At 57.9% G+C, this 23,638-nt stretch carries 16 protein-coding genes, 2 tRNA genes, 3 rRNA genes and 2 pseudogenes; 19 read left to right on the forward strand and 4 right to left on the reverse strand.

The features are described from left to right. The first annotated feature begins 86 nt into the window (after positions 1 to 86). Positions 87 to 1,257: pseudogene (locus PSH80_RS03810) on the forward strand (pyridoxal phosphate-dependent aminotransferase). Further along, positions 1,257 to 1,970, forward strand: coding sequence for a DNA/RNA nuclease SfsA (gene sfsA / locus PSH80_RS03815; protein WP_057960644.1), 714 nt, complete (start codon positions 1,257 to 1,259; stop codon positions 1,968 to 1,970). The pseudogene PSH80_RS03810 and the gene sfsA overlap by 1 nt, the downstream one beginning before the upstream one ends. Here the strand turns inward: sfsA and PSH80_RS03820 are convergent. Continuing rightward, entirely contained in the window at positions 1,967 to 2,284 is a 318-nt protein-coding gene (locus PSH80_RS03820) for a Rieske (2Fe-2S) protein (RefSeq protein ID WP_057960643.1), read from the reverse strand. The genes sfsA and PSH80_RS03820 overlap by 4 nt on opposite strands. 174 nt (positions 2,285 to 2,458) lie before the next feature. Between PSH80_RS03820 and PSH80_RS03825 the strand changes: the two genes are divergently transcribed. The 3 genes from PSH80_RS03825 to PSH80_RS03835 are packed head-to-tail and all read left to right on the forward strand — an operon-like array spanning position 2,459 to position 5,138. After that, on the forward strand, positions 2,459 to 3,337 hold the full coding sequence (locus PSH80_RS03825) for a hemin ABC transporter substrate-binding protein (RefSeq protein ID WP_057960642.1): 879 nt from the start codon (positions 2,459 to 2,461) through the stop codon (positions 3,335 to 3,337). Continuing rightward, positions 3,334 to 4,371 carry an iron ABC transporter permease gene (locus PSH80_RS03830; protein WP_057440154.1) on the forward strand — a complete coding sequence of 346 codons (1,038 nt, stop codon included), beginning with the start codon at positions 3,334 to 3,336 and terminating at the stop codon, positions 4,369 to 4,371. Before PSH80_RS03825 ends, PSH80_RS03830 begins: the two co-directional genes overlap by 4 nt. Further along, complete coding sequence (locus PSH80_RS03835; protein ID WP_057440153.1) at positions 4,371 to 5,138, forward strand: heme ABC transporter ATP-binding protein; 768 nt, start codon at positions 4,371 to 4,373, stop codon at positions 5,136 to 5,138. The genes PSH80_RS03830 and PSH80_RS03835 overlap by 1 nt, the downstream gene beginning before the upstream one ends. Positions 5,139 to 5,407: 269 nt before the next feature. Here the strand turns inward: PSH80_RS03835 and PSH80_RS03840 are convergent, their stop codons facing one another. From PSH80_RS03840 to PSH80_RS03850, 3 genes are all read right to left on the reverse strand, one after another. Continuing rightward, positions 5,408 to 5,680, reverse strand: a complete 273-nt coding sequence (locus PSH80_RS03840) for a TfoX/Sxy family protein (RefSeq protein ID WP_057440152.1) — start codon at positions 5,678 to 5,680, stop codon at positions 5,408 to 5,410. 201 nt (positions 5,681 to 5,881) lie between these two features. Beyond that, positions 5,882 to 6,226, reverse strand: coding sequence for a pentapeptide repeat-containing protein (locus tag PSH80_RS03845; RefSeq protein ID WP_057960641.1), 345 nt, complete (start codon positions 6,224 to 6,226; stop codon positions 5,882 to 5,884). A gap of 91 nt (positions 6,227 to 6,317) precedes the next feature. Then, positions 6,318 to 7,874, reverse strand: coding sequence for a bifunctional aminoglycoside phosphotransferase/ATP-binding protein (locus tag PSH80_RS03850; protein ID WP_169961059.1), 1,557 nt, complete (start codon positions 7,872 to 7,874; stop codon positions 6,318 to 6,320). 117 nt (positions 7,875 to 7,991) lie between these two features. Between PSH80_RS03850 and mrcB the strand changes: the two are divergent. The 14 genes and pseudogenes from mrcB to rrf all read left to right on the forward strand — a co-directional run bounded on the left by mrcB (position 7,992) and on the right by rrf (position 23,568). Continuing rightward, positions 7,992 to 10,317: pseudogene (mrcB, locus tag PSH80_RS03855) on the forward strand (penicillin-binding protein 1B). Positions 10,318 to 10,333: 16 nt separating this feature from the next. Continuing rightward, positions 10,334 to 11,065 carry a M48 family metallopeptidase gene (locus PSH80_RS03860; protein ID WP_057960638.1) on the forward strand — a complete coding sequence of 244 codons (732 nt, stop codon included), beginning with the start codon at positions 10,334 to 10,336 and terminating at the stop codon, positions 11,063 to 11,065. Next, entirely contained in the window at positions 11,065 to 11,394 is a 330-nt protein-coding gene (locus PSH80_RS03865; RefSeq protein WP_057440149.1) for a YqcC family protein, read from the forward strand. Before PSH80_RS03860 ends, PSH80_RS03865 begins: the two co-directional genes overlap by 1 nt. A gap of 431 nt (positions 11,395 to 11,825) precedes the next feature. Then, on the forward strand, positions 11,826 to 13,550 hold the full coding sequence (locus PSH80_RS03870; RefSeq protein ID WP_305419273.1) for an acetolactate synthase 3 large subunit: 1,725 nt from the start codon (positions 11,826 to 11,828) through the stop codon (positions 13,548 to 13,550). Between the two features lie 2 nt (positions 13,551 to 13,552). Beyond that, the gene (ilvN, locus tag PSH80_RS03875; protein ID WP_003176102.1) at positions 13,553 to 14,044 is read left to right on the forward strand and encodes an acetolactate synthase small subunit; all 492 of its coding nucleotides are present in this window, start codon (positions 13,553 to 13,555) and stop codon (positions 14,042 to 14,044) included. A 47-nt stretch (positions 14,045 to 14,091) separates the two neighbouring features. Further along, on the forward strand, positions 14,092 to 15,108 hold the full coding sequence (gene ilvC / locus PSH80_RS03880; RefSeq protein WP_003194132.1) for a ketol-acid reductoisomerase: 1,017 nt from the start codon (positions 14,092 to 14,094) through the stop codon (positions 15,106 to 15,108). Positions 15,109 to 15,251: 143 nt separating this feature from the next. Next, positions 15,252 to 16,109, forward strand: a complete 858-nt coding sequence (pssA, locus tag PSH80_RS03885; RefSeq protein ID WP_029298897.1) for a CDP-diacylglycerol--serine O-phosphatidyltransferase — start codon at positions 15,252 to 15,254, stop codon at positions 16,107 to 16,109. Between the two features lie 63 nt (positions 16,110 to 16,172). Continuing rightward, positions 16,173 to 17,186, forward strand: a complete 1,014-nt coding sequence (msrP, locus tag PSH80_RS03890; RefSeq protein WP_120731579.1) for a protein-methionine-sulfoxide reductase catalytic subunit MsrP — start codon at positions 16,173 to 16,175, stop codon at positions 17,184 to 17,186. Then, positions 17,186 to 17,806 carry a protein-methionine-sulfoxide reductase heme-binding subunit MsrQ gene (msrQ, locus tag PSH80_RS03895; protein WP_057440148.1) on the forward strand — a complete coding sequence of 207 codons (621 nt, stop codon included), beginning with the start codon at positions 17,186 to 17,188 and terminating at the stop codon, positions 17,804 to 17,806. Before msrP ends, msrQ begins: the two co-directional genes overlap by 1 nt. Before the next feature lie 544 nt (positions 17,807 to 18,350). Then, positions 18,351 to 19,887 (forward strand): 16S ribosomal RNA (locus PSH80_RS03900). Positions 19,888 to 19,965: 78 nt separating this feature from the next. Next, positions 19,966 to 20,042 (forward strand) — tRNA-Ile (locus PSH80_RS03905). 30 nt (positions 20,043 to 20,072) lie between these two features. Continuing rightward, positions 20,073 to 20,148, forward strand: a tRNA-Ala gene (locus PSH80_RS03910). A gap of 246 nt (positions 20,149 to 20,394) precedes the next feature. Further along, positions 20,395 to 23,280 (forward strand): 23S ribosomal RNA (locus PSH80_RS03915). Between the two features lie 172 nt (positions 23,281 to 23,452). Next, a 5S ribosomal RNA gene (gene rrf, locus PSH80_RS03920) occupies positions 23,453 to 23,568 on the forward strand. Together the 16S, 23S and 5S rRNA genes with 2 tRNA genes alongside form the textbook arrangement of a ribosomal RNA operon. Positions 23,569 to 23,638 lie beyond the last annotated feature (70 nt).

A 23,638-nucleotide genomic window follows, 5' to 3' on the forward strand; every position in this document is an offset into this window, starting at 1 on the left:
CCCTGGGCCAGGCAGGCAATAGAGCATTGTTTTACCTCGCGGGTTCGGTAGAATCCCGATTTTGTCCTCATTGTTAAGGAAGGCTAATGGCTCAGCCCTACAGTGCTCGCAGTCGAGCTATCGAACCTTTTCATGTCATGGCGTTACTGGCGCGGGCCAATGAGCTACAGGCCGCAGGCCATGATGTGATTCATTTGGAAATCGGCGAGCCGGACTTCACCACCGCCGAACCGATCATCCAGGCCGGCCAGGCCGCGCTGGCCAACGGCAAAACCCGCTACCGCCGCCCGTGGCTTGCCGGAACTGCGCGAGGCCATCAGTGGCTTCTACCAGCAGCGTTATGGCTTGAGTATCGACCCCGAGCGCATCCTGATCACCCCGGGCGGCTCCGGAGCCTTGCTCCTGGCCAGTAGCCTGCTGGTGGACCCCGGCAAGCATTGGTTACTCGCGGACCCGGGCTACCCCTGCAACCGGCATTTCCTACGCTTGGTAGAGGGTGCGGCGCAACTGGTGCCGGTCGGCCCCGAGGTGCGCTACCAACTGACTGCCGATCTGGTGGAGCGCTACTGGGATCAGGACAGCGTGGGGGCCTTGGTCGCTTCGCCGGCCAACCCGACCGGGACCATCCTGACCCGTGATGAACTGGCGGGCCTGTCCAGCGCGATCAAGGCCCGCAACGGCCACCTGGTAGTGGATGAGATCTATCACGGCCTGACCTACGGCACTGACGCGGCCAGCGTGCTGGAAGTGGATGACGAGGCGTTTGTCTTAAACAGTTTTTCAAAGTATTTCGGCATGACCGGCTGGCGTCTGGGCTGGCTGGTGGCGCCCCCTGCAGCCGTGGGCGAACTGGAGAAGCTGGCGCAGAACCTGTACATCAGCGCGCCGAGCATGGCCCAGCATGCGGCATTGGCCTGCTTTACCCCGCAGACTCTGGCGATCCTTGAAGAGCGACGGGCCGAATTCGGTCGCCGGCGTGACTTTTTGCTACCGGCCTTGCGCGAGTTGGGTTTTGGTATTGCGGTCGAGCCTGAAGGGGCGTTTTACCTGTATGCCGATATCAGCGCCTTTGGTGGCGATGCCTTTGCATTTTGCCGGCATTTTCTTGAAACCGAGCACGTGGCATTCACGCCCGGGTTGGATTTCGGTCGCTTCCAGGCGGGGCATCATGTGCGTTTTGCCTACACGCAAAATCTCGATCGACTACAGGAAGCGGTGGAGCGGATTGCCCGTGGTTTGCGGAGCTGGCAAGGCTGATGCGCTTTCATCCTCCCCTCGAAAAAGGTCGGCTGATTCGCCGCTACAAGCGTTTTCTGGCCGATATCGAAACCGCTACCGGCGAGTTGCTCACCATTCACTGCCCGAACACGGGCTCGATGTTCAATTGCATGGTCGAGGGCGGACAAGTCTGGTTCAGCCGCTCCAACGACCCCAAGCGCAAGCTGCCGGGCACCTGGGAAATCGCTGAAACGCCCCAGGGTCGCCTGGCGTGCGTCAACACCGCGCGTGCCAACCCGTTGGTCGAAGAAGCGCTGCATGCCGGGGTGATCACCGAGCTCAATGGCTTTACCGGACTAAAGCGTGAAGTGCCGTATGGCCAGGAAAAAAGCCGCATCGACTTTCGCCTGGACTATCCCGACGGCGCGGCCTATGTCGAAGTCAAAAGTGTCACCCTGGGGTTTGACGGCACCTCTGTCGCGGCGTTTCCCGATGCGGTGACTCAGCGTGGGGCCAAGCATTTGCGCGAATTGGCGCATTTGGCCCGCAGCGGCGTGCGGGCGGTGCAGTTGTACTGTGTGAACCTGTCGGGCATCGACAGCGTAAGGCCGGCCGAGGAAATCGACGCGGGCTACGCGGCGGCACTGCGTGAAGCCAAAGCTGCCGGGGTGGAAGTCCTGGCGTACGGCGTGCAGGTGGGGGCGCAGCAAATCTATATTGATCGGCCATTGACGGTGTTGCTCAACGACTAGAGTTGTACCCACAACCCCTGTGCGTCTTCGCGGCCGGGCAGGGGGCTGAGGCTCTGGCCCGCGCACGGGCCGGCCACGCACTCACCGTTTTCGATCAGAAACAACGCGCCGTGGGTGGCGCATTGGATCATGCTCGCGCTGGGATCGAGAAACCGGTCCGGCTGCCATTCCAGCGGAACGCCGCGATGAGGGCAGCGGTTGATATAGAAATACACCCGGCCTTCGCGGCGCACGGCAAACAGCTTGCGGCCGTCGATATCGAAGCCGCGGCTGCTGTCGGGTGCCAGTTCGTGGGAGGGGCATAGAAACTTCATAAGCGTTCTCAGGTGGTGCGGGTCAAGGGCTGTAGAGTGATCCGGGGTTTGCGGGTGAGCCCGGTGCTTGACGTTCAAATGCAAACAATTATCAAATGCCGGCTTCGCCTGTTAGCTGACTGCGTGCTCAGACGGTCGCATGACTGGCTCCACCCCCTGGAAGGAAACCCTTTTATGCGCCTGAGTACCAGCGCTATTGCGCTTGTTGTCGGACTGCTGGTCAACCACGTGGCGCAAGCCGCTGAACCGCCACAACGCTGGGTCAGCGCCGGCGGGGCGTTGTCGGAGTGGGTGGTGGCCCTGGGGGGCGAGTCAAAGCTGGTGGGCGTCGACACCACTAGCCAGCACCCACAATCGCTCAAGGCATTACCCAGTATCGGTTACCAGCGCCAGCTGTCGGCCGAAGGGATCTTGAGCCTGCGCCCGCAAATCCTGGTGGGCACTGAGGAAATGGGACCGCCCCCGGTGCTGGCGCAGATTCGCAATGCCGGGGTGCAAGTGGAGCTGTTCTCCGCACAGCCGGACCTGCCGACCCTGCAAGGCAACCTGCAACACTTGGGCACGCTGCTGGGGGCTGAAGATCGGGCCATGGCACTGTTCAGTACGTATCAACAGCAACTAAACCTGCAAAAAAACGCCGTGACCCAGGCGCAAACCCGGCAAAAGGCCCCAGGCGTGCTGTTGGTGCTCGGGCATGCTGGCGGCAAGCCATTGATCGCCGGCAAGGACACCGCCGCCGATTGGGTACTGCAACAAGCCGGTGGGCGCAATCTGGCGACGCACACCGGGTACAAGCCGTTTTCGGTGGAGTCCCTGGCGGGGCTGAGCCCTGAAGTGCTGGTGTTCTCCGACCGTGCCCTGAGTGGCGAGGCGGCCCGCGCAGCCTTGTTCAAGGAAAATCCGATTCTGGCGAACACCTCGGCGGCCAAGACCGGTCGGGTCGTTGAGTTGGACCCCACCTTGTTGGTCGGGGGCCTGGGCCCACGGTTGCCGGCCAGCCTGCAAGCCTTGTCCGCCGGGTTCTACCCCGCTAAAACCCAAGCCGCCCCATGACCACTCTGGTTAAACCACGCGCCCTGTTTATAGGCCTGAGCCTGTTGTGTGTATTGGCGATCTGGCTGTCCTTGGCTTTGGGGCCTGTCAGCCTGCCGTTGCTCGACACATTGCGCGCCGCGTTACGCTTGCTTGGCGTGCCCCTTGAGGCTCAGGGGCTGGAGCAGGCAGAGTTGATTCTGGGGCAGATCCGTTTGCCGCGCACCTTGTTGGGGTTGGCGGTCGGCGGGGTGCTGGCGCTGTCGGGGGTGGCCATGCAGGGGTTGTTTCGCAACCCCTTGGCCGACCCGGGGCTGGTTGGTGTGTCCAGTGGCGCCGCGCTCGGGGCGGCGGTGGCTATCGTCGGCGGCGCGGCCTTTGGTGGCCTGCCGGATGCGGTGGGGCCGTATCTGCTGTCGCTGTGTGCATTCCTCGGTGGCTTGGGCGTGACGGCGCTGGTCTATCGCCTGGGGCGGCGTGATGGCCAGACCAATGTCGCAACCATGCTGTTGGCCGGTATCGCCCTGACCGCCCTGGCGGCCTCGGCGGTGGGCCTGTTCACTTACCTGGCGGATGACGCCACCTTGCGCACCCTGACGTTCTGGAACCTCGGCAGCCTCAATGGCGCCAGTTACTCGCGGCTGTGGCCGTTGCTGCTGGTCAGTGCCGGGGTGGCGCTGTGGCTGCCGCGCCGGGCCAAGGCGCTCAATGCCTTGCTCCTCGGGGAGTCGGAAGCCAGTCATCTGGGGATCAATGTCGAGGGGCTCAAGCGTGAGCTGGTGTTTTGCACGGCCCTGGGGGTTGGCGCCGCGGTCGCCGCAGCGGGGTTGATTGGTTTTGTCGGGCTGGTGGTGCCGCATCTGGTGCGCCTGCTGGCGGGGCCGGATCATCGCGTGCTGCTGCCGGCCTCGGTGCTGGCGGGGGCGAGCCTGTTGTTATTCGCCGACCTGGTGGCCCGCCTGGCCCTGGCGCCCGCTGAGTTGCCCATTGGCATTGTTACCGCCTTTATTGGCGCGCCGTTTTTTCTTTACCTGCTGTTGCGAGGGCGCGCCTGATGCTGCGAGTGGAAAACCTGCAGATCCGCCGCGGTCGCAAAACCGTATTGACCGACGTGACCCTGGACCTGAAGCCCAGTGAAGTCCTGGGTGTGCTTGGCCCCAATGGCGCCGGCAAAAGTACGTTGCTGGGCGCGTTGTGCGCGCAGTTGCAGGCGGATGAAGGCCAGGTCTGGCTGGATGACCGCGAACTCAAGGATTGGCAGGGTGCGCAACGGGCCCAGCGGCTGGCGGTGCTGCCACAGGTGTCGACCCTGGATTTCGCGTTTCGCGTCGAGGAAGTGGTGGGCATGGGACGACTGCCCCATCAGACCGGTCGGGCGCGCGACGCTGAAATCATCGACGCCGCCTTGCAGGCCGCTGACGTGAGCCACTTGAGCGGGCGCAGTTACCTGGCCTTGTCTGGCGGCGAGCGCCAGCGTGTGCACCTGGCGCGAGTGCTGGCGCAGCTCTGGCCGGGCGAGGCGGGGCAGACATTATTGCTGGACGAACCGACGTCGATGCTCGACCCGCTGCACCAGCACACCACCTTACAGGCGATCCGCAGCTTTGCTGATCGTGGCGCGGCTGTGCTGGTGATCCTCCACGACCTGAACCTGGCGGCGCGCTACTGTGACCGCATTCTGCTGCTGGAAAACGGCCGCCCCCATGCCCTGGGTACGCCGGCGCAGGTATTGCGCCCGGAACTGCTCAAGGCCGTGTTTGGCCTGGATGTGCTGGTGCAGCCCCATCCTGAACTAGGTCATCCATTGGTCATTGCCCGCTGAGGTTCGTCGTGGCTGCAGCGATGTACCGGGTTCATAAAACCCAGGCAAAAAAAGACCCGGCAAGAGCCGGGTCAAATAACCGTGATTAGCCTGATGAGGAGATAAACTGAGAGTCCGAACCAAGGGTCTTTCAGTTATCGGCTGATCTCGCGACCAGTTGTGATAATCATAACGATTCTCATTTGAGAGTCAATATTTGTTTTTACGCCCTGGGGCTTTTCCTCAAACGCATGTTTGAAATTCCCGTAAATCCTGGGCTCCGGACTGTTTCAGTTCTTGTTGCGTACCGACAAAACTTCCAATTGGCGATTCAAGGCTTCCTTGCGCTCAGTTGGAATATCGTTCCAATGCACATCCATCAATGCGCCTTCGATGGCATACAGCAGGACTTTGGACGCCCGAAAGCCACGACTGCGTACCGCCCGATAGGCGTCCACGGCGCCCAGGCGACGCAGGTCTGAAGCGCTATGGATGCCCACCGCATGCAGCCATTGCGCAGAGGTCTTGCCAAGGTTTTTCAGGTGTTGCAGCTCATCGTTCATTAAGCCTCCTTGCGACGGCCGAATGGTTCGGTGGGTATCGTGACCAGGCAAGCCTGAAAGGAGTGTAGCGCTCAGTAGGAAAAGCGTAGTTCTTTGCTCAGAAACGATGTAAACGCTTCTAAGGCTGGCGCTGGATTATTGACGGCGAGTGGCGCAAGCCCCCAGCCCGCGTTGCGCGTAGCTGGGGATAAGGGCGTGTTGTCAGCGGGTGCGGTAACGCAGGCGAGTACCGAAATTGACCGACATCAGGATCTCGTCAGCGCTCAGCTCAGGCGGGAAGTAAGTGCCCGAAATCTGCGCATGGGCCAGGCTGGCGCCTTCCAGCGCGCAAGCGCGCAGGTCCAGGCCACGCAAATCGGCCGAACGGAAATAGGCGTCGGTAAAATCCACGCCCTCGGCATCCAGGTGGCGCAGGTCGAGCCCGCGGAAGTCACCGCCACGCATATCAATGGGGCCATCCTTGGGGCGTTCCTGATTGAAGCCATGGATGTCATCTTTATGCAGCAGCGCGTAGAGCGGGGTATCAAGCAACTTCGGCTGGCCCATGGCGGCATCTCCTGTTGGATTTATGGCGCCATTATAGTGCCACTATTGCTGGCTGTGAGCTGTTAACTGCTTCACAGCCAGGAAATATTTCTTACAGCCCTGGCAGGTGTTGACGAACATGGGCAACCAACGCGTCCAGCGTCCCGCTTTCATTGGTCTCGACCCGCTTGCTCAGCAGCAGTTCCTCGGCGCTCAGAGGATCGCGGCTGGCTTGCTGCTGCTCAATGACCTCCAGGGTGGCGTCAGAAGGATCGTTTTTATCTGCCTGACGTTTCGCCAGCCAGTTGGCGATCACTGCCTGTGGTGCATTGCAATCGAGGATCAGGAAGGGCGCGCCAGTGGCCTCTGCGACTTTGGCGGCGGCGTCGCGTTGTTCACGCTTGAGGTAGGTGGCGTCCAGGACCACCGGGAAGCCCGCGCGCAGCACGGTTTCGGCGAGGGTATGCAGGCGGGCGTAGGTCGCTGCGCTGGCATCCGAGGCATAGATCCCGGCTTGTGGGGTGTTCTCCACTTGCTGCTCGCCAAACAGGCGCTTGCGTTCTACATCGGAGCGCAGGCGTATGGCACCGAGCGCGTCGACCAGGCGCATTGCCACATGGCTTTTGCCGGTGGCCGACACACCGTGGGTAATTGCCAGGAAGCGCGAAGGGATGGTGCTGTAGCTTTCGGCCAGGTTGGCGTAGTTACGGTATTGGCGCAGGGTGGTCGCACGCTCTACAGGCGTTGCTTCGGACGGCATGCTGAACAGGGCGACCTTGGCCCGTACCAGGGCACGGTAGGCCTTATAGAAGTTCAGCAGTTCGAGGCTCTGGTAATCGCCAGTCAGTTCCAGATACTGGCTGATAAAGCGTCGGGCCAGGGACTTGAGGCCACGGTCTTCCAGGTCCATGGCCAGGAAGCCAGTGTCGGCACACACGTCGGTGAAGCGGAACGGCTCGTTGAACTCGATGCAGTCGAAGATCACCACGTGATCGTCGATCATCGTTGCGTTGCCCAGGTGAATGTCGCCGTGGCACTCGCGGATAAAGCCATTGAGCTTGCGTTGCTCCAGCAGTGGCTTGAGGCGTTCGAAGCTGCTCTGGGCCCAGGCTTGCAGTGCTTGCAGTTGGGCCAGGTCGGCCTTGTCGCTGAGGAACGGGCGGATCTGCTCGAAGTTCTGCTGTACAGGTGCCATCACCTCGTCCGGCGTGCCGGCCGGGTGCGCCTCGGGAACCTTGGGCGCGTTCAAGTGGAACTGCGCAATCTGGCTGGCCATTTCGTCGATGTGGCTGCTGGTCAGCTCGCCATTGGCCTGCAAGGTGCTCAGCAGTTGGCTTTGCGGGAACTGGCGCATTTTCAGCACATATTCGATGGCCGGACCTTCGCCGCCCAGTTGCGGGGCTTCAACGCTGCCGGTGATCGGTAACACTTCAAGATACAAATCTTGTGTCAGGCGCTGGTTGAGGCGCAGTTCCTCGTTGCAGAAGTGGGAGCGGGCGTCCAACTGGGTAAAGTCGAGGAAGCCGAAGTTCACCGGTTTCTTGATCTTGTAGGCGTAGGGGCCAGTGAGCAGAACCCAGGAAATATGGGTTTCGATGACTTGAAACGCTTCGACCGGATGAGGAAACAGGGCCGGGTTTTGCAGGGCGGCAATCAGGGGCTGGCTCACGGGCGATCCTTCGGAGTCTGGGAAAATAATGGAGCGCATTATGGCCGCTCAAGTCGGTCATGCAAACCGCCGTCCGGTTCATGTTGATCATCAATAAAATGCGTATAATCCGCCGCCATGACTCGTACCCGATCTCCCCGTTCCCGTAAAAAACCTCCTCCCCGCAGCCTGCGCCCCTGGCTGGGCTGGGCGATCAAGCTCGGCCTGGTTGGCCTGGTGGCACTCGCAGGCGTCGCGGTGTACCTCGATGCCGTGGTCCAGGAGAAGTTCTCTGGCAAGCGCTGGACCATCCCGGCGAAGGTCTACGCTCGCCCGCTGGAGCTGTTTACCGGCCAGAAGCTGAGCAAGGAAGACTTTCTCACCGAACTCGATGCGCTGGGCTACCGACGCGAAGCCGTGGCCAACGGTCCGGGGGCGGCGGCGGTCAGCGGCAATACCGTGGACTTGAACACCCGGGGCTTCCAGTTCTATGAAGGCCTGGAAAAGGCCCAGCCGGTGCGTGTGCGTTTCTCCGGGGATTACGTGGCCGAGCTTTCCGCACTCAACGGCGGCAAGCTGCCGGTGGTGCGCCTTGAGCCATTGCTGATCGGCGGGATTTACCCGAAGAACCTTGAAGATCGCATCCTGATCAAGATTGATCAGGTCCCGCCGTATCTGTTGGAAACCCTGGTCGCGGTTGAAGACCGGGATTTCTACAGCCACTGGGGCGTATCGCCCAAGTCCATCGCCCGCGCCATCTGGGTCAACACCTCGGGTGGCCGCATGACCCAGGGCGGCAGTACGCTGACGCAACAATTGGTCAAGAATTTCTACCTGACCAGTGAGCGCAGCCTGACCCGTAAACTCACTGAAGCCATGATGGCGATGTTGCTGGAGCTGCATTACAGCAAGCAGGAGATCCTGGAGGCCTACCTCAACGAAGTGTTCGTCGGCCAGGATGGCCAGCGCGCGGTGCATGGTTTCGGCCTGGCCAGTCAGTTCTTCTTCGGCCAGCCATTGTCCGAGCTCAAGCTGCATCAGGTGGCGTTGCTGGTGGGCATGGTCAAGGGGCCGTCCTATTACAACCCGCGCCGCAACCCGGAGCGGGCCCTGGAACGTCGTAACCTGGTCCTCGACGTGCTGGAACAGCAGGGCGTGGCCACCGCAGAACAGGTCGCCGCCGCGAAGAAGATGCCCCTGGGTGTCACTACCCGTGGCAAGTTGGCCGACAGTTCATTCCCCGGCTTCATCGACCTGGTCAAGCGCCAGTTGCGCGAAGACTATCGCGACGAAGACTTGACCGAAGAAGGCCTGCGGATCTTCACCAGTTTCGACCCGATCCTGCAGATGAAGGCCGAAGCGTCGGTCAGCGATACCTTCAAGCGCCTGGCCGGGCGCAAGGGTTCGGATGAGGTTGAGGCGGCCATGGTGGTGACCAATCCGGAAACCGGTGAAGTCCAGGCCATGATCGGCAGCCGCCAGGCCAGTTTTGCCGGCTTCAACCGTGCCCTGGATGCCGTACGGCCGATTGGCTCGCTGATCAAGCCGGCGGTGTACCTCACGGCGCTGGAAAAACCGAGCAAGTACACCCTGACCAGTTGGTTGTCCGACGAAGCGTTTTCGGTCAAGGGCGCCGATGGCCAGGTGTGGAAGCCGCAGAACTATGACCGTCGCTCCCACGGTACGGTGTTCCTGTACCAGGGCCTGGCACACTCCTACAATCTGTCCACGGCGCGGCTGGGCCTGGAGCTGGGGGTGCCGAACGTCCTCAAGACCCTGGCGCGCCTGGGCGTGAGCCGCGAGTTCCCGGCGTTCCCTTCGATGTTGCTGGGGGCGGGGGGCTTGAGCCCGATGGAAGTGGCGACCATGTACCAGACCCTGGCCAACGGTGGTTTCAATACACCGATGCGCGGGATCCGCAGTGTGCTTACGGCGGAAGGCGAGCCGCTCAAGCGCTACCCGTTCCAGATCGAGCAGCGCTTTGATCCGGCCTCCATCTATCTGACCCAGAACGCCATGCAGCGGGTCATGCGCGAAGGTACCGGGCGCTCGGTGTACAGCTCACTGCCTGGCAACCTGACGCTGGCCGGCAAGACCGGTACCAGTAACGATTCCCGGGACAGTTGGTTCGCCGGTTTCAGCCAGGACCTGCTCGCGGTGGTGTGGCTGGGGCGCGATGACAATGGCAAGACACCCTTCACGGGGGCGACCGGCGCCTTGCAGGTCTGGACCAGTTTTATGCGCAAGGCCGACCCGCTGCCACTGAACATGCCGCAACCCGACAACATCGTGCAGGCCTGGATCGACCCCCCATACCGGGCAGGGCTCCGATGCCAACTGTCCGGGCGCGGTGCAGATGCCGTATATTCGCGGCAGTGAACCGCCAGCCGGCGCTCCATGTGGCACAGGTGTGCCCACGGATGCCGATTCGGTGATGGATTGGGTCAAGGGCTGGATGAATTAAGCAAAGAGGATTTCAAGTGAACAAGTGGTTGATTCCGGCTATTACAACGTTAGCTTTGCTCAGTGGTTGCTCCACCGTGCAGCGCGGGTCCATCCCGGTGGTGGATTCCGGCACGGCCGTGTCCAACAATGACCGGATCTCGGCCAACGGCGGCTTCCGCCAGACCGTGACCACGCGTCCAAACCCTGCCACAACCCAGGCTGTACCCCAGGATTCCGGAGTGGTGGTAATGGTTCCGGGGGGCGGCGCTACTACGTCTGCGCCGATCAGCTCGGCGCCATGGACACCGGGCCCGATCACACCTGGGCCGTCGAACTCCGCGCCGATTGATAGCGCGCCGATCAACCAGGGCACCTACAACATGCCCTCGACCCCGAGCGGGATTCCTTCGGCCAACGCCGGTGGCCTGTCCGCCGACGAGCAGTTGGACGGTCCGGTCCTGGCCTTGCTCACCACTGCGCAGCAACAGCAAGCCGGTGGAGACTTGAACGGTGCATCGTCCAGCCTCGAGCGCGCCCAGCGTGTCGCGCCACGTGAACCGCAGGTGCTCTACCGCCTGGCGCAAGTGCGCATGGCCCAGGGGGATGCGCCACAAGCCGAACAGTTCGCCCGTCGTGGCCTGACCATGGCTAACGGTCGTCCTGACCTGCAGGCCAGTCTGTGGGCCCTGATTGGCGACGCGCGCGCTGCGCAAGGTGATGCTGCCGGTGCTGCCCAGGCTCGGCAAAAGGCCAAGGTCAGTCTCTGATGGATCCTCGTTTTCCGGCAATTGCCGAGCAGTTATTGCTGATTGAGCGCGAATTGCGCCTGGCGGGCTGGTGGGATGAAGTGTCCCCCAGTGCCGAGGCGCTGAGCAGCGTCGAGCCGTTTTCGGTTGATACCCTGGATTTTCATCAGTGGTTGCAGTGGATCTTCCTGGGTCGCATGAAACAGATCCTCGAGCAGGACCTGCCGTTGCCCAATGCCTCGGGCATTCTGGAGATGGCCGAGATGGTCTACGCCGATCGTCCTCAAGAGAGCCTCGGCCTACGGTCGGCGCTGAAAAAGTTCGACCAACTGATCGTCGGCGCTCGTTAATTGCCTGACTGCCGGGTTTTCCGGCAGTCTTGCGCACATTTCTACCGCTTGACGACATTCAGGCGAGTTTTATCCCTCCTCAAAGCCCTTTCTTCTACGTTCACATGCGCTTAGTTGGAAAAAAGCGCAATTATTGCTTGACTTGAAGGGGCTGAAACAGAAGAATCCAAAGTCCGCTGTATCGGGACTGCCAGAAGCAGGCCCGCTCAGCAGATCATGAGGCGCACATCCGCGCCGACCTGTTACACCCGCAACGCGTTACCTCGCGCTGGGTGGGAAAAGCCCGCAACACTTGGGACGATCCCAATACTTGCTCAGTCAGTGCTGACGTAGTCGGCGACCACCGTCGCTCATGCTCTGTTGAGAAGTAAACCTATTAAGACCCGTCGGTTTTTAACGGACGGTATTCTGGCGTTTTAGAGGTGAACAACGTGGAGCTTTTATCTGGCGGTGAGATGCTCGTCCGCTTTTTGCGTGACGAAGGCGTCGACTATATCTACGGGTACCCAGGTGGTGCTCTGCTGCATGTCTACGACGCACTGTTCAAGGAACCGGCTGTCAACCACATCCTGGTTCGCCATGAGCAGGCCGCGACCCATATGGCTGACGGTTATGCCCGTGCCACCGGCAAAGCCGGCGTGGTACTGGTAACGTCCGGCCCAGGCGCAACCAATGCCATTACTGGCATCGCGACTGCGTATATGGACTCTATTCCGATGGTGATCATTTCCGGCCAGGTGGCGAGCACCATGGTGGGCACTGATGCATTCCAGGAAACCGATATGATCGGTATTTCCCGGCCGATCGTGAAACACAGCTTCATGATCAAGCACGCCTCGGAAATCCCGGAAATCATGAAAAAGGCGTTCTACCTCGCGCAATCCGGTCGCCCGGGTCCTGTGGTGGTCGATATCCCGAAAGACATGACCAACCCGGCGGAAAAATTCGAATACGTTTTCCCGAAGAAAGCCAAGCTGCGTTCCTACAGCCCGGCCGTTCGTGGGCACTCGGGGCAAATCCGCAAGGCGGCAGAAATGCTCCTGGCGGCCAAGCGTCCAGTGCTGTACTCGGGTGGCGGCGTGATCCTGGGCGGTGGTTCCGCACCTTTGACCGAACTGGCCAAGATGCTCAACCTGCCGGTGACCAACACCTTGATGGGCCTCGGTGCCTTCCCGGGTTCGGATCGTCAGTTCGTCGGGATGCTCGGCATGCACGGCAGCTACACGGCCAACCTGACCATGCACCACGCTGATGTGATCCTGGCCGTGGGTGCACGGTTCGATGACCGGGTGATCAATGGCGCGAGCAAGTTCTGCCCGAATGCCAAGATCATCCACATCGACATCGACCCGGCGTCCATCTCCAAGACCATCAAGGCCGACGTGCCGATTGTCGGTCCTGTGGAGAGCGTATTGACCGAAATGGTCGCCGCGCTCAAGGACATTGGCGAAACTCCGAACAAGGAGTCGGTCGCCAGCTGGTGGAAGCAGATCGACGAATGGCGCGGTGATCGCGGCCTGTTCCCTTACGACAAGGGCGACGGCAGCATCATCAAGCCACAGACCGTGATCGAAACCCTGTGTGAAGTGACCAAGGGCGACGCCTTTGTGACCTCGGACGTGGGCCAGCACCAGATGTTTGCCGCGCAGTACTACAAGTTCGACAAGCCTAACCGCTGGATCAACTCCGGTGGCCTGGGCACGATGGGCTTCGGTTTCCCGGCGGCCATGGGTGTGAAGTTGAGCTTCCCGGACACTGACGTGGCCTGCGTCACCGGTGAAGGCAGCATCCAGATGAACATCCAGGAGCTGTCGACCTGCCTGCAATATGGCTTGCCGGTGAAGATCGTCTGCCTGAACAACGGTGTGTTGGGCATGGTTCGCCAATGGCAGGACATGAGCTACAACAGTCGCCACTCCCATTCCTACATGGAATCGCTGCCAGATTTCGTCAAGTTGGTTGAAGCCTATGGCCATGTCGGCATGCGCATCAACGATTTGAAGGATCTCAAGCCGAAGATGGAAGAGGCGTTCGCCATGAAGGATCGTCTGGTGTTTATCGACATCCAGGTCGACACCAGCGAGCACGTCTACCCGATGCAGATCAAAGACGGCTCTATGCGCGACATGTGGCTGAACAAGACGGAGCGGACCTAATCATGCGGCACATTATCTCCCTGCTTCTGGAGAACGAACCGGGCGCTCTGTCTCGTGTGGTCGGCCTGTTTTCGCAGCGCAACTACAACATCGAAAGCCTGACGGTGGCCCCGACCGAAGACCCGACCCTGTCGCGCCTGACGTTGACCACTGTAGGCCATGATGAAGTGATCGAGCAGATCACCAAGAACCTCAACAAGCTGATCGAAGTGGTCAAGCTGGTCGATTTGTCGGAAAGTGCCCACATCGAGCGCGAGCTGATGCTGGTTAAGGTCAAGGCCACGGGCGCCCAGCGTGCCGAGATCAAGCGGACTACCGATATTTATCGTGGGCAGATCGTCGATGTGAGCGCCAGCGTTTATACCGTTCAACTGACCGGTACCAGCGACAAGCTGGACAGCTTCATCCAGTCGATCGGGACGGCCTCGATTCTGGAAACCGTACGCAGTGGCGTCACCGGGATTGCCCGTGGCGACAAAGTACTCAGCATCTAACCCAAATTAGCGAATGGCCTTACGGCCTGGATATATAGAGGAACCTCATGAAAGTTTATTACGATAAAGATTGTGACCTGTCGATCATCCAGGGCAAGAAAGTCGCCATCATCGGTTACGGCTCCCAGGGCCACGCCCAGGCGTGCAACCTGAAAGACTCCGGCGTCGACGTCACTGTCGGTCTGCGTAAAGGCTCGGCTACCGTTGCCAAGGCTGAAGCCCACGGCCTGAAAGTCACTGACGTGGCTTCTGCTGTTGCGGCTGCCGACCTGGTCATGATCCTGACCCCGGACGAGTTCCAGTCCTCGCTGTACAAGAACGAAATCGAGCCGAACATCAAGAAAGGCGCCACCCTGGCCTTCTCCCACGGCTTCGCGATCCACTACAACCAGGTCGTGCCGCGTGCTGACCTCGACGTGATCATGATCGCGCCGAAAGCACCGGGCCACACCGTGCGTTCCGAGTTCGTCAAAGGCGGTGGTATCCCTGACCTGATCGCGATCTACCAGGACGCTTCGGGCAACGCCAAGAACGTTGCACTGTCCTACGCTGCTGGCGTCGGTGGCGGTCGTACCGGCATCATCGAAACCACCTTCAAGGACGAGACCGAAACCGACCTGTTCGGCGAGCAAGCCGTTCTGTGTGGCGGTACCGTTGAGCTGGTAAAAGCCGGTTTCGAAACCCTGGTTGAAGCTGGCTACGCGCCAGAAATGGCCTACTTCGAGTGCCTGCACGAACTGAAGCTGATCGTTGACCTCATGTACGAAGGCGGTATCGCCAACATGAACTACTCGATCTCCAACAACGCTGAGTACGGCGAGTACGTGACAGGTCCGGAAGTGATCAACGCCGAATCCCGTCAGGCCATGCGCAACGCCCTGAAACGTATTCAGGACGGCGAGTACGCCAAAATGTTCATCAGCGAAGGTGCAACCGGCTACCCTTCGATGACCGCCAAGCGTCGTAACAACGCTGCTCACGGTATCGAAGTCATCGGCGAGCAACTGCGCTCCATGATGCCGTGGATCGGTGCCAACAAGATCGTCGACAAAGCCAAAAACTAAGTCGGATGCATCAAGGGAAAACGCGGCCTAGGCCGCGTTTTTTCGTTTACGGGCCGGTTCTGGTATAAAGCTGCATCGTTTGCGGGCGAACACTCGCCGCAAGTGTCTGTCGAATTTTTTCACACCGTTGCAAGGTAAAGTCCATGAGCGAACGTCCCGAAGAGCCAAACCAGGCCTCTGACGCCGAAAGCCTGCTACCGATCGATGAGCATGTCGAAGAAGGGCATGACGCGGAAGGCCGCAAGGTCCGGCATCGTGGCATCTATCTTCTGCCCAACCTGTTCACCACGGCGAACCTGTTTGCCGGTTTCTACTCCATCATCAATTCCATGAGTGCCCAGAGTGCGCTGGCGGCAGGTGATGCGGCGAGTGCCAGCAAATACTTCGGTTTTGCTGCCATCGCGATCTTTGTGGCCATGGTCCTTGACGGCCTGGATGGCCGCGTAGCGCGCATGACCAATACGCAAAGTGCCTTCGGTGCCGAATACGACTCGCTGTCGGACATGGTTGCCTTTGGTGTCGCACCTGCGCTGTTGGCGTTTGCCTGGGCCCTGGGTGATATGGGCAAGGTTGGCTGGATGGTTGCCTTCATCTACGTGGCTGGTGCTGCACTGCGCCTGGCGCGTTTCAATACCCAGGTGGGGACTGCCGACAAGCGTTACTTCATTGGCCTTGCCAGTCCTGCTGCGGCAGGTGTGGTGGCGGGTATTGTCTGGGCGTTCAGTGACTACGGTATCCAGGGGTCGAAGATGTCGTTCCTGGTGGCCTTGATGGTTGCGGCGGCCGGCATGCTGATGGTCAGCAATATCAAGTACAACAGCTTCAAGGAGTTCGACCTGAAGGGGCGGGTGCCTTTCGTGGCGATTCTGGTGGTGGTGCTGGTTTTTGCAGTGGTCTTCAGCGATCCGCCGCGGATTCTGTTGCTGGCGTTCCTGGTGTATGCGGCTTCGGGTCCGGTTCAGTACCTGTTGCATCTGCGGCGGGACAAAACATTGCCTTAATGTAATTTCCCCCATACTCCGCAGTCTATTGGTGCATCAGTTCTCCAATGCTGCGGAGTTGCCATGTTAATCAAGTTGCCTAAAGCGTCCGATTGTCACGAATCGGATGTCACCCCGGAATCCCTCTATTTCTCCCGCCGCAGTTTGCTCGGTGGTGCGCTTGCCGGTATTGCTGCCAGCAGCCTGCCGCGTTGGGCGAGTGCAGCTGATACCGCGCGTTATGCCGATGTCGAGCCGGGCAAGGCTCCCGGCTGGTTTGCCGAGAAGCTGCCAGGCACCCAATGGCAGGCGGTGACGGTCAAAGACGAAGCCATCACCCCGTTCAAAGATGCGACCCACTACAACAACTTCTATGAGTTCGGTACCGACAAGGGCGACCCGGCGGCGAATGCTGGTTCCCTCAAGACGGAGCCGTGGAGCGTCGTGATTGATGGTGAGGTCGCCAAGCCTGGGCGTTATGCCTTGGAGGACTTCATGAAGCCGTATCAGCTGGAGGAGCGGATCTACCGTCTACGCTGTGTCGAGGCGTGGTCGATGGTCATTCCCTGGATCGGCTTCCCTATATCGGCCTTGCTTAAACAGGTCGAACCCACTTCCAAGGCCAGGTACATCCGCTTTGAAACTCTGCAGGATCCCAAGAGCATGCCGGGCCAGCGTTCGAGTTTCGGCCTGATCGACTGGCCTTATATAGAAGGGTTGCGTCTGGATGAAGCGATGAACCCTTTGGCAATCCTTGCGGTGGGCATGTATGGCCGTGAACTGCCCAACCAGAATGGCGCGCCGCTGCGGCTGGTGGTGCCTTGGAAGTATGGCTTCAAGAGTGTGAAGTCCATCGTGCGGATCAGTCTGGTGAGTGAGCAGCCGAAAACCACCTGGCAGAGCATTGCGGCGGATGAGTATGGGTTTTATGCAAATGTGAACCCCACGGTCGATCATCCTCGCTGGACTCAGGCGCGGGAGCGACGTCTGCCTAGCGGCTTGTTCAGCCCGAATGTGCGCGAGACGCAGATGTTCAATGGCTACTCGGATGAGGTCGCTTCTCTTTATACGGGTCTTGATCTGCGGAAGAACTACTGATGCGCTACCCCCTCTGGCGTCTTGGCGTCTTTATAGCTGCGGCAGTGTGGCCGTTGTACTGGTTGTATGAGGCCTGGAGTCTTACCTTGGGGCCTGATCCCGGCAAAGTGCTGGTTGATCGGCTGGGGCTGGGAACGCTGATCTTGCTGCTGGTCACGCTTGCGATGACGCCTCTGCAAAAGTTGAGCGGTTGGGCGGGGTGGATCGCTGTGCGCCGGCAGTTGGGGTTGTGGTGCTTTGCTTATGTGGTGCTGCACCTTGCGGCTTATTGTGTATTTATCCTTGGGTTGGATTGGTCGCAGTTGGGCGTCGAGCTGCGCAAACGCCCCTACATTATTGTGGGAGCGTTGGCGTTCCTGTGTTTGCTGGCGTTGGCGGTGACATCCAATCGCTATAGCCAGCGTCGATTGGGTACCCGTTGGAAGAAGTTGCATCGCCTGGTGTATGTGATTCTGGGGCTTGGTTTGTTGCATATGCTGTGGATCGTGCGTGCCGACCTGAAGGAGTGGGCTATCTATGCTTCTATAGGGGCGCTGCTTTTGGTCCTGCGGATTCCACCGGTGATGCGCCGAATTCCCCGCCTTATTGCTAAAAAAGCACCTTCTGCAACAAAAGCGTAATTAACGCTTGACGGCAGATTCTGGAAGTCTATAATTCGCCCCACTTCCGGCGCAGTCGAAACGGAAAACTCCTTGGTAAACAAAGAGTTACGCAGAATTCGACAGCGAGTTGCTTCAGTTCATCGAAGCCCAGAAGGAGTTGGTAGAGCAGTGTTGTTTGGCTCTATTAACGTTTCGATCCTCTCGGTCGAAAGCGGAGAAAAAGAGGTGTTGACAGCAGCGTGTAACGCTGTAGAATTCGCCTCCCGCTAACGAGAGATCGGAAGCGCAAGTGGTTGAAGTTGTTGAGGAAATCCTCGAAAACTTCTGAAAAAATCACTTGACAGCAAATGAGGCTGCTGTAGAATGCGCGCCTCGGTTGAGACGAAAGATCTTAACCAACCGCTCTTTAACAACTGAATCAAGCAATTCGTGTGGGTGCTTGTGGAGTCAGACTGATAGTCAACAAGATTATCAGCATCACAAGTTACTCCGCGAGAAATCAAAGATGTAACCAACGATTGCTGAGCCAAGTTTAGGGTTTCTTAAAAACCCAAAGATGTTTGAACTGAAGAGTTTGATCATGGCTCAGATTGAACGCTGGCGGCAGGCCTAACACATGCAAGTCGAGCGGTAGAGAGAAGCTTGCTTCTCTTGAGAGCGGCGGACGGGTGAGTAATGCCTAGGAATCTGCCTGGTAGTGGGGGATAACGTTCGGAAACGGACGCTAATACCGCATACGTCCTACGGGAGAAAGCAGGGGACCTTCGGGCCTTGCGCTATCAGATGAGCCTAGGTCGGATTAGCTAGTTGGTGGGGTAATGGCTCACCAAGGCGACGATCCGTAACTGGTCTGAGAGGATGATCAGTCACACTGGAACTGAGACACGGTCCAGACTCCTACGGGAGGCAGCAGTGGGGAATATTGGACAATGGGCGAAAGCCTGATCCAGCCATGCCGCGTGTGTGAAGAAGGTCTTCGGATTGTAAAGCACTTTAAGTTGGGAGGAAGGGTTGTAGATTAATACTCTGCAATTTTGACGTTACCGACAGAATAAGCACCGGCTAACTCTGTGCCAGCAGCCGCGGTAATACAGAGGGTGCAAGCGTTAATCGGAATTACTGGGCGTAAAGCGCGCGTAGGTGGTTAGTTAAGTTGGATGTGAAATCCCCGGGCTCAACCTGGGAACTGCATTCAAAACTGACTGACTAGAGTATGGTAGAGGGTGGTGGAATTTCCTGTGTAGCGGTGAAATGCGTAGATATAGGAAGGAACACCAGTGGCGAAGGCGACCACCTGGACTGATACTGACACTGAGGTGCGAAAGCGTGGGGAGCAAACAGGATTAGATACCCTGGTAGTCCACGCCGTAAACGATGTCAACTAGCCGTTGGGAGCCTTGAGCTCTTAGTGGCGCAGCTAACGCATTAAGTTGACCGCCTGGGGAGTACGGCCGCAAGGTTAAAACTCAAATGAATTGACGGGGGCCCGCACAAGCGGTGGAGCATGTGGTTTAATTCGAAGCAACGCGAAGAACCTTACCAGGCCTTGACATCCAATGAACTTTCTAGAGATAGATTGGTGCCTTCGGGAACATTGAGACAGGTGCTGCATGGCTGTCGTCAGCTCGTGTCGTGAGATGTTGGGTTAAGTCCCGTAACGAGCGCAACCCTTGTCCTTAGTTACCAGCACGTAATGGTGGGCACTCTAAGGAGACTGCCGGTGACAAACCGGAGGAAGGTGGGGATGACGTCAAGTCATCATGGCCCTTACGGCCTGGGCTACACACGTGCTACAATGGTCGGTACAGAGGGTTGCCAAGCCGCGAGGTGGAGCTAATCCCACAAAACCGATCGTAGTCCGGATCGCAGTCTGCAACTCGACTGCGTGAAGTCGGAATCGCTAGTAATCGCGAATCAGAATGTCGCGGTGAATACGTTCCCGGGCCTTGTACACACCGCCCGTCACACCATGGGAGTGGGTTGCACCAGAAGTAGCTAGTCTAACCTTCGGGAGGACGGTTACCACGGTGTGATTCATGACTGGGGTGAAGTCGTAACAAGGTAGCCGTAGGGGAACCTGCGGCTGGATCACCTCCTTAATCGACGACAGCTGCTCCATAAGTTCCCACACGAATTGCTTGATTCATTGAAGAAGACGAAAGAAGCAGCCCGAAATTGGGTCTGTAGCTCAGTTGGTTAGAGCGCACCCCTGATAAGGGTGAGGTCGGCAGTTCGAATCTGCCCAGACCCACCAATTTTGTGTGGGAAACGCCTGTAGAAATACGGGGCCATAGCTCAGCTGGGAGAGCGCCTGCCTTGCACGCAGGAGGTCAGCGGTTCGATCCCGCTTGGCTCCACCACTACTGCTTCTGTTTGTATAAAGCTTAGAAATGAGCATTCCATCCATGCGATGGTGAATGGATTTCTAGTCTTTGACTAGTTCGTTCTTTAAAAATTTGGGTATGTGATAGAAAGATAGACTGAACGTTACTTTCACTGGTAACGGATCAGGCTAAGGTAAAATTTGTGAGTTACTCAAATTGAGTATTATCGAATTTTCGGCGAATGTCGTCTTCACAGTATAACCAGATTGCTTGGGGTTATATGGTCAAGTGAAGAAGCGCATACGGTGGATGCCTTGGCAGTCAGAGGCGATGAAAGACGTGGTAGCCTGCGAAAAGCTTCGGGGAGTCGGCAAACAGACTTTGATCCGGAGATGTCTGAATGGGGGAACCCAGCCATCATAAGATGGTTATCTTAAGCTGAATACATAGGCTTAAGAGGCGAACCAGGGGAACTGAAACATCTAAGTACCCTGAGGAAAAGAAATCAACCGAGATTCCCTTAGTAGTGGCGAGCGAACGGGGACTAGCCCTTAAGTGGCTTTGAGATTAGCGGAACGCTCTGGAAAGTGCGGCCATAGTGGGTGATAGCCCTGTACGCGAAAATCTCTTAGTCATGAAATCGAGTAGGACGGAGCACGAGAAACTTTGTCTGAATATGGGGGGACCATCCTCCAAGGCTAAATACTACTGACTGACCGATAGTGAACTAGTACCGTGAGGGAAAGGCGAAAAGAACCCCGGAGAGGGGAGTGAAATAGATCCTGAAACCGTATGCGTACAAGCAGTGGGAGCCCACTTTGTTGGGTGACTGCGTACCTTTTGTATAATGGGTCAGCGACTTATTTTCAGTGGCGAGCTTAACCGAATAGGGGAGGCGTAGCGAAAGCGAGTCTTAATAGGGCGTCTAGTCGCTGGGAATAGACCCGAAACCGGGCGATCTATCCATGGGCAGGTTGAAGGTTGGGTAACACTAACTGGAGGACCGAACCGACTACCGTTGAAAAGTTAGCGGATGACCTGTGGATCGGAGTGAAAGGCTAATCAAGCTCGGAGATAGCTGGTTCTCCTCGAAAGCTATTTAGGTAGCGCCTCATGTATCACTGTAGGGTAGAGCACTGTTTCGGCTAGGGGGTCATCCCGACTTACCAAACCGATGCAAACTCCGAATACCTACAAGTGCCGAGCATGGGAGACACACGGCGGGTGCTAACGTCCGTCGTGAAAAGGGAAACAACCCAGACCGTCAGCTAAGGTCCCAAAGTTATGGTTAAGTGGGAAACGATGTGGGAAGGCTTAGACAGCTAGGAGGTTGGCTTAGAAGCAGCCACCCTTTAAAGAAAGCGTAATAGCTCACTAGTCGAGTCGGCCTGCGCGGAAGATGTAACGGGGCTCAAACCATACACCGAAGCTACGGGTATCACTTCGGGTGATGCGGTAGAGGAGCGTTCTGTAAGCCTGTGAAGGTGAGTTGAGAAGCTTGCTGGAGGTATCAGAAGTGCGAATGCTGGACATGAGTAACGACAATGGGTGTGAAAAACACCCACGCCGAAAGACCAAGGTTTCCTGCGCAACGTTAATCGACGCAGGGTTAGTCGGTCCCTAAGGCGAGGCTGAAAAGCGTAGTCGATGGAAAACAGGTTAATATTCCTGTACTTCTGGTTATTGCGATGGAGGGACGGAGAAGGCTAGGCCAGCTTGGCGTTGGTTGTCCAAGTTTAAGGTGGTAGGCTGGAATCTTAGGTAAATCCGGGATTCTAAGGCCGAGAGCTGATGACGAGTGTTCTTTTAGAACACGAAGTGGTTGATGCCATGCTTCCAAGAAAAGCTTCTAAGCTTCAGGTAACCAGGAACCGTACCCCAAACCGACACAGGTGGTTGGGTAGAGAATACCAAGGCGCTTGAGAGAACTCGGGTGAAGGAACTAGGCAAAATGGCACCGTAACTTCGGGAGAAGGTGCGCCGGTGAGGGTGAAGGACTTGCTCCGTAAGCCCATGCCGGTCGAAGATACCAGGCCGCTGCGACTGTTTATTAAAAACCAGCACTCTGCAAACACGAGTGGACGTATAGGGTGTGACGCCTGCCCGGTGCCGGAAGGTTAATTGATGGGGTTAGCTAACGCGAAGCTCTTGATCGAAGCCCCGGTAAACGGCGGCCGTAACTATAACGGTCCTAAGGTAGCGAAATTCCTTGTCGGGTAAGTTCCGACCTGCACGAATGGCGTAACGATGGCGGCGCTGTCTCCACCCGAGACTCAGTGAAATTGAAATCGCTGTGAAGATGCAGTGTATCCGCGGCTAGACGGAAAGACCCCGTGAACCTTTACTATAGCTTTGCACTGGACTTTGAATTTGCTTGTGTAGGATAGGTGGGAGGCTTTGAAGCGTGGACGCCAGTTCGCGTGGAGCCAACCTTGAAATACCACCCTGGCAACTTTGAGGTTCTAACTCAGGTCCGTTATCCGGATCGAGGACAGTGTATGGTGGGTAGTTTGACTGGGGCGGTCTCCTCCTAAAGAGTAACGGAGGAGTACGAAGGTGCGCTCAGACCGGTCGGAAATCGGTCGTAGAGTATAAAGGCAAAAGCGCGCTTGACTGCGAGACAGACACGTCGAGCAGGTACGAAAGTAGGTCTTAGTGATCCGGTGGTTCTGTATGGAAGGGCCATCGCTCAACGGATAAAAGGCTCCGGGGATAACAGGCTGATACCGCCCAAGAGTTCATATCGACGGCGGTGTTTGGCACCTCGATGTCGGCTCATCACATCCTGGGGCTGAAGCCGGTCCCAAGGGTATGGCTGTTCGCCATTTAAAGTGGTACGCGAGCTGGGTTTAGAACGTCGTGAGACAGTTCGGTCCCTATCTGCCGTGGACGTTTGAGATTTGAGAGGGGCTGCTCCTAGTACAGAGGACCGGAGTGGACGAACCTCTGGTGTTCCGGTTGTCACGCCAGTGGCATTGCCGGGTAGCTATGTTCGGAATAGATAACCGCTGAAAGCATCTAAGCGGGAAACTAGCCTCAAGATGAGATCTCACTGGAACCTTGAGTTCCCTGAAGGGCCGTCGAAGACTACGACGTTGATAGGTTGGGTGTGTAAGCGCTGTGAGGCGTTGAGCTAACCAATACTAATTGCCCGTGAGGCTTGACCATATAACACCCAAGCAATTTGACTACTCTTGACTTGGAAACAAGCAAAAGCATCAGATTGCGGTGTGTGAAGACGAAATGAACCGAAAGTTCGAATCTCACAAAACACCGAAAGCTGTCACATACCCAATTTGCTGAAGCGAGGCCATCTGGTCACGACTCAGTACCCGAATTTCTTGACGACCATAGAGCATTGGAACCACCTGATCCCATCCCGAACTCAGTAGTGAAACGATGCATCGCCGATGGTAGTGTGGGGTTTCCCCATGTGAGAGTAGGTCATCGTCAAGATTAAATTCCAAAACCCCTGTTTGCTAACGCAAACAGGGGTTTTGTTTTGGGCGGTCGAAAAGGTTCTGGC

Origin of the sequence: Pseudomonas sp. FP818, assembly GCF_030687335.1 — a bacterium.
Lineage (GTDB): Bacteria > Pseudomonadota > Gammaproteobacteria > Pseudomonadales > Pseudomonadaceae > Aquipseudomonas > Aquipseudomonas shahriarae.

What these genes read in the sequence shown, in the direction of transcription:
- PSH80_RS03835 (WP_057440153.1), top strand. Translation starts at nt 4,371, where the DNA reads ATGCTGCGAGTGGAAAACCTGCAGATCCGCCGCGGTCGCAAAACCGTA.
- PSH80_RS03825 (WP_057960642.1), top strand. Translation starts at nt 2,459, where the DNA reads ATGCGCCTGAGTACCAGCGCTATTGCGCTTGTTGTCGGACTGCTGGTC.
- pssA (WP_029298897.1), top strand. Translation starts at nt 15,252, where the DNA reads ATGAGCGAACGTCCCGAAGAGCCAAACCAGGCCTCTGACGCCGAAAGC.
- PSH80_RS03830 (WP_057440154.1), top strand. Translation starts at nt 3,334, where the DNA reads ATGACCACTCTGGTTAAACCACGCGCCCTGTTTATAGGCCTGAGCCTG.
- ilvC (WP_003194132.1), top strand. Translation starts at nt 14,092, where the DNA reads ATGAAAGTTTATTACGATAAAGATTGTGACCTGTCGATCATCCAGGGC.
- msrQ (WP_057440148.1), top strand. Translation starts at nt 17,186, where the DNA reads ATGCGCTACCCCCTCTGGCGTCTTGGCGTCTTTATAGCTGCGGCAGTG.
- sfsA (WP_057960644.1), top strand. Translation starts at nt 1,257, where the DNA reads ATGCGCTTTCATCCTCCCCTCGAAAAAGGTCGGCTGATTCGCCGCTAC.
- PSH80_RS03820 (WP_057960643.1), bottom strand. Translation starts at nt 2,284, where the DNA reads ATGAAGTTTCTATGCCCCTCCCACGAACTGGCACCCGACAGCAGCCGC.
- PSH80_RS03865 (WP_057440149.1), top strand. Translation starts at nt 11,065, where the DNA reads ATGGATCCTCGTTTTCCGGCAATTGCCGAGCAGTTATTGCTGATTGAG.
- ilvN (WP_003176102.1), top strand. Translation starts at nt 13,553, where the DNA reads ATGCGGCACATTATCTCCCTGCTTCTGGAGAACGAACCGGGCGCTCTG.
- PSH80_RS03840 (WP_057440152.1), bottom strand. Translation starts at nt 5,680, where the DNA reads ATGAACGATGAGCTGCAACACCTGAAAAACCTTGGCAAGACCTCTGCG.
- PSH80_RS03845 (WP_057960641.1), bottom strand. Translation starts at nt 6,226, where the DNA reads ATGGGCCAGCCGAAGTTGCTTGATACCCCGCTCTACGCGCTGCTGCAT.
- msrP (WP_120731579.1), top strand. Translation starts at nt 16,173, where the DNA reads ATGTTAATCAAGTTGCCTAAAGCGTCCGATTGTCACGAATCGGATGTC.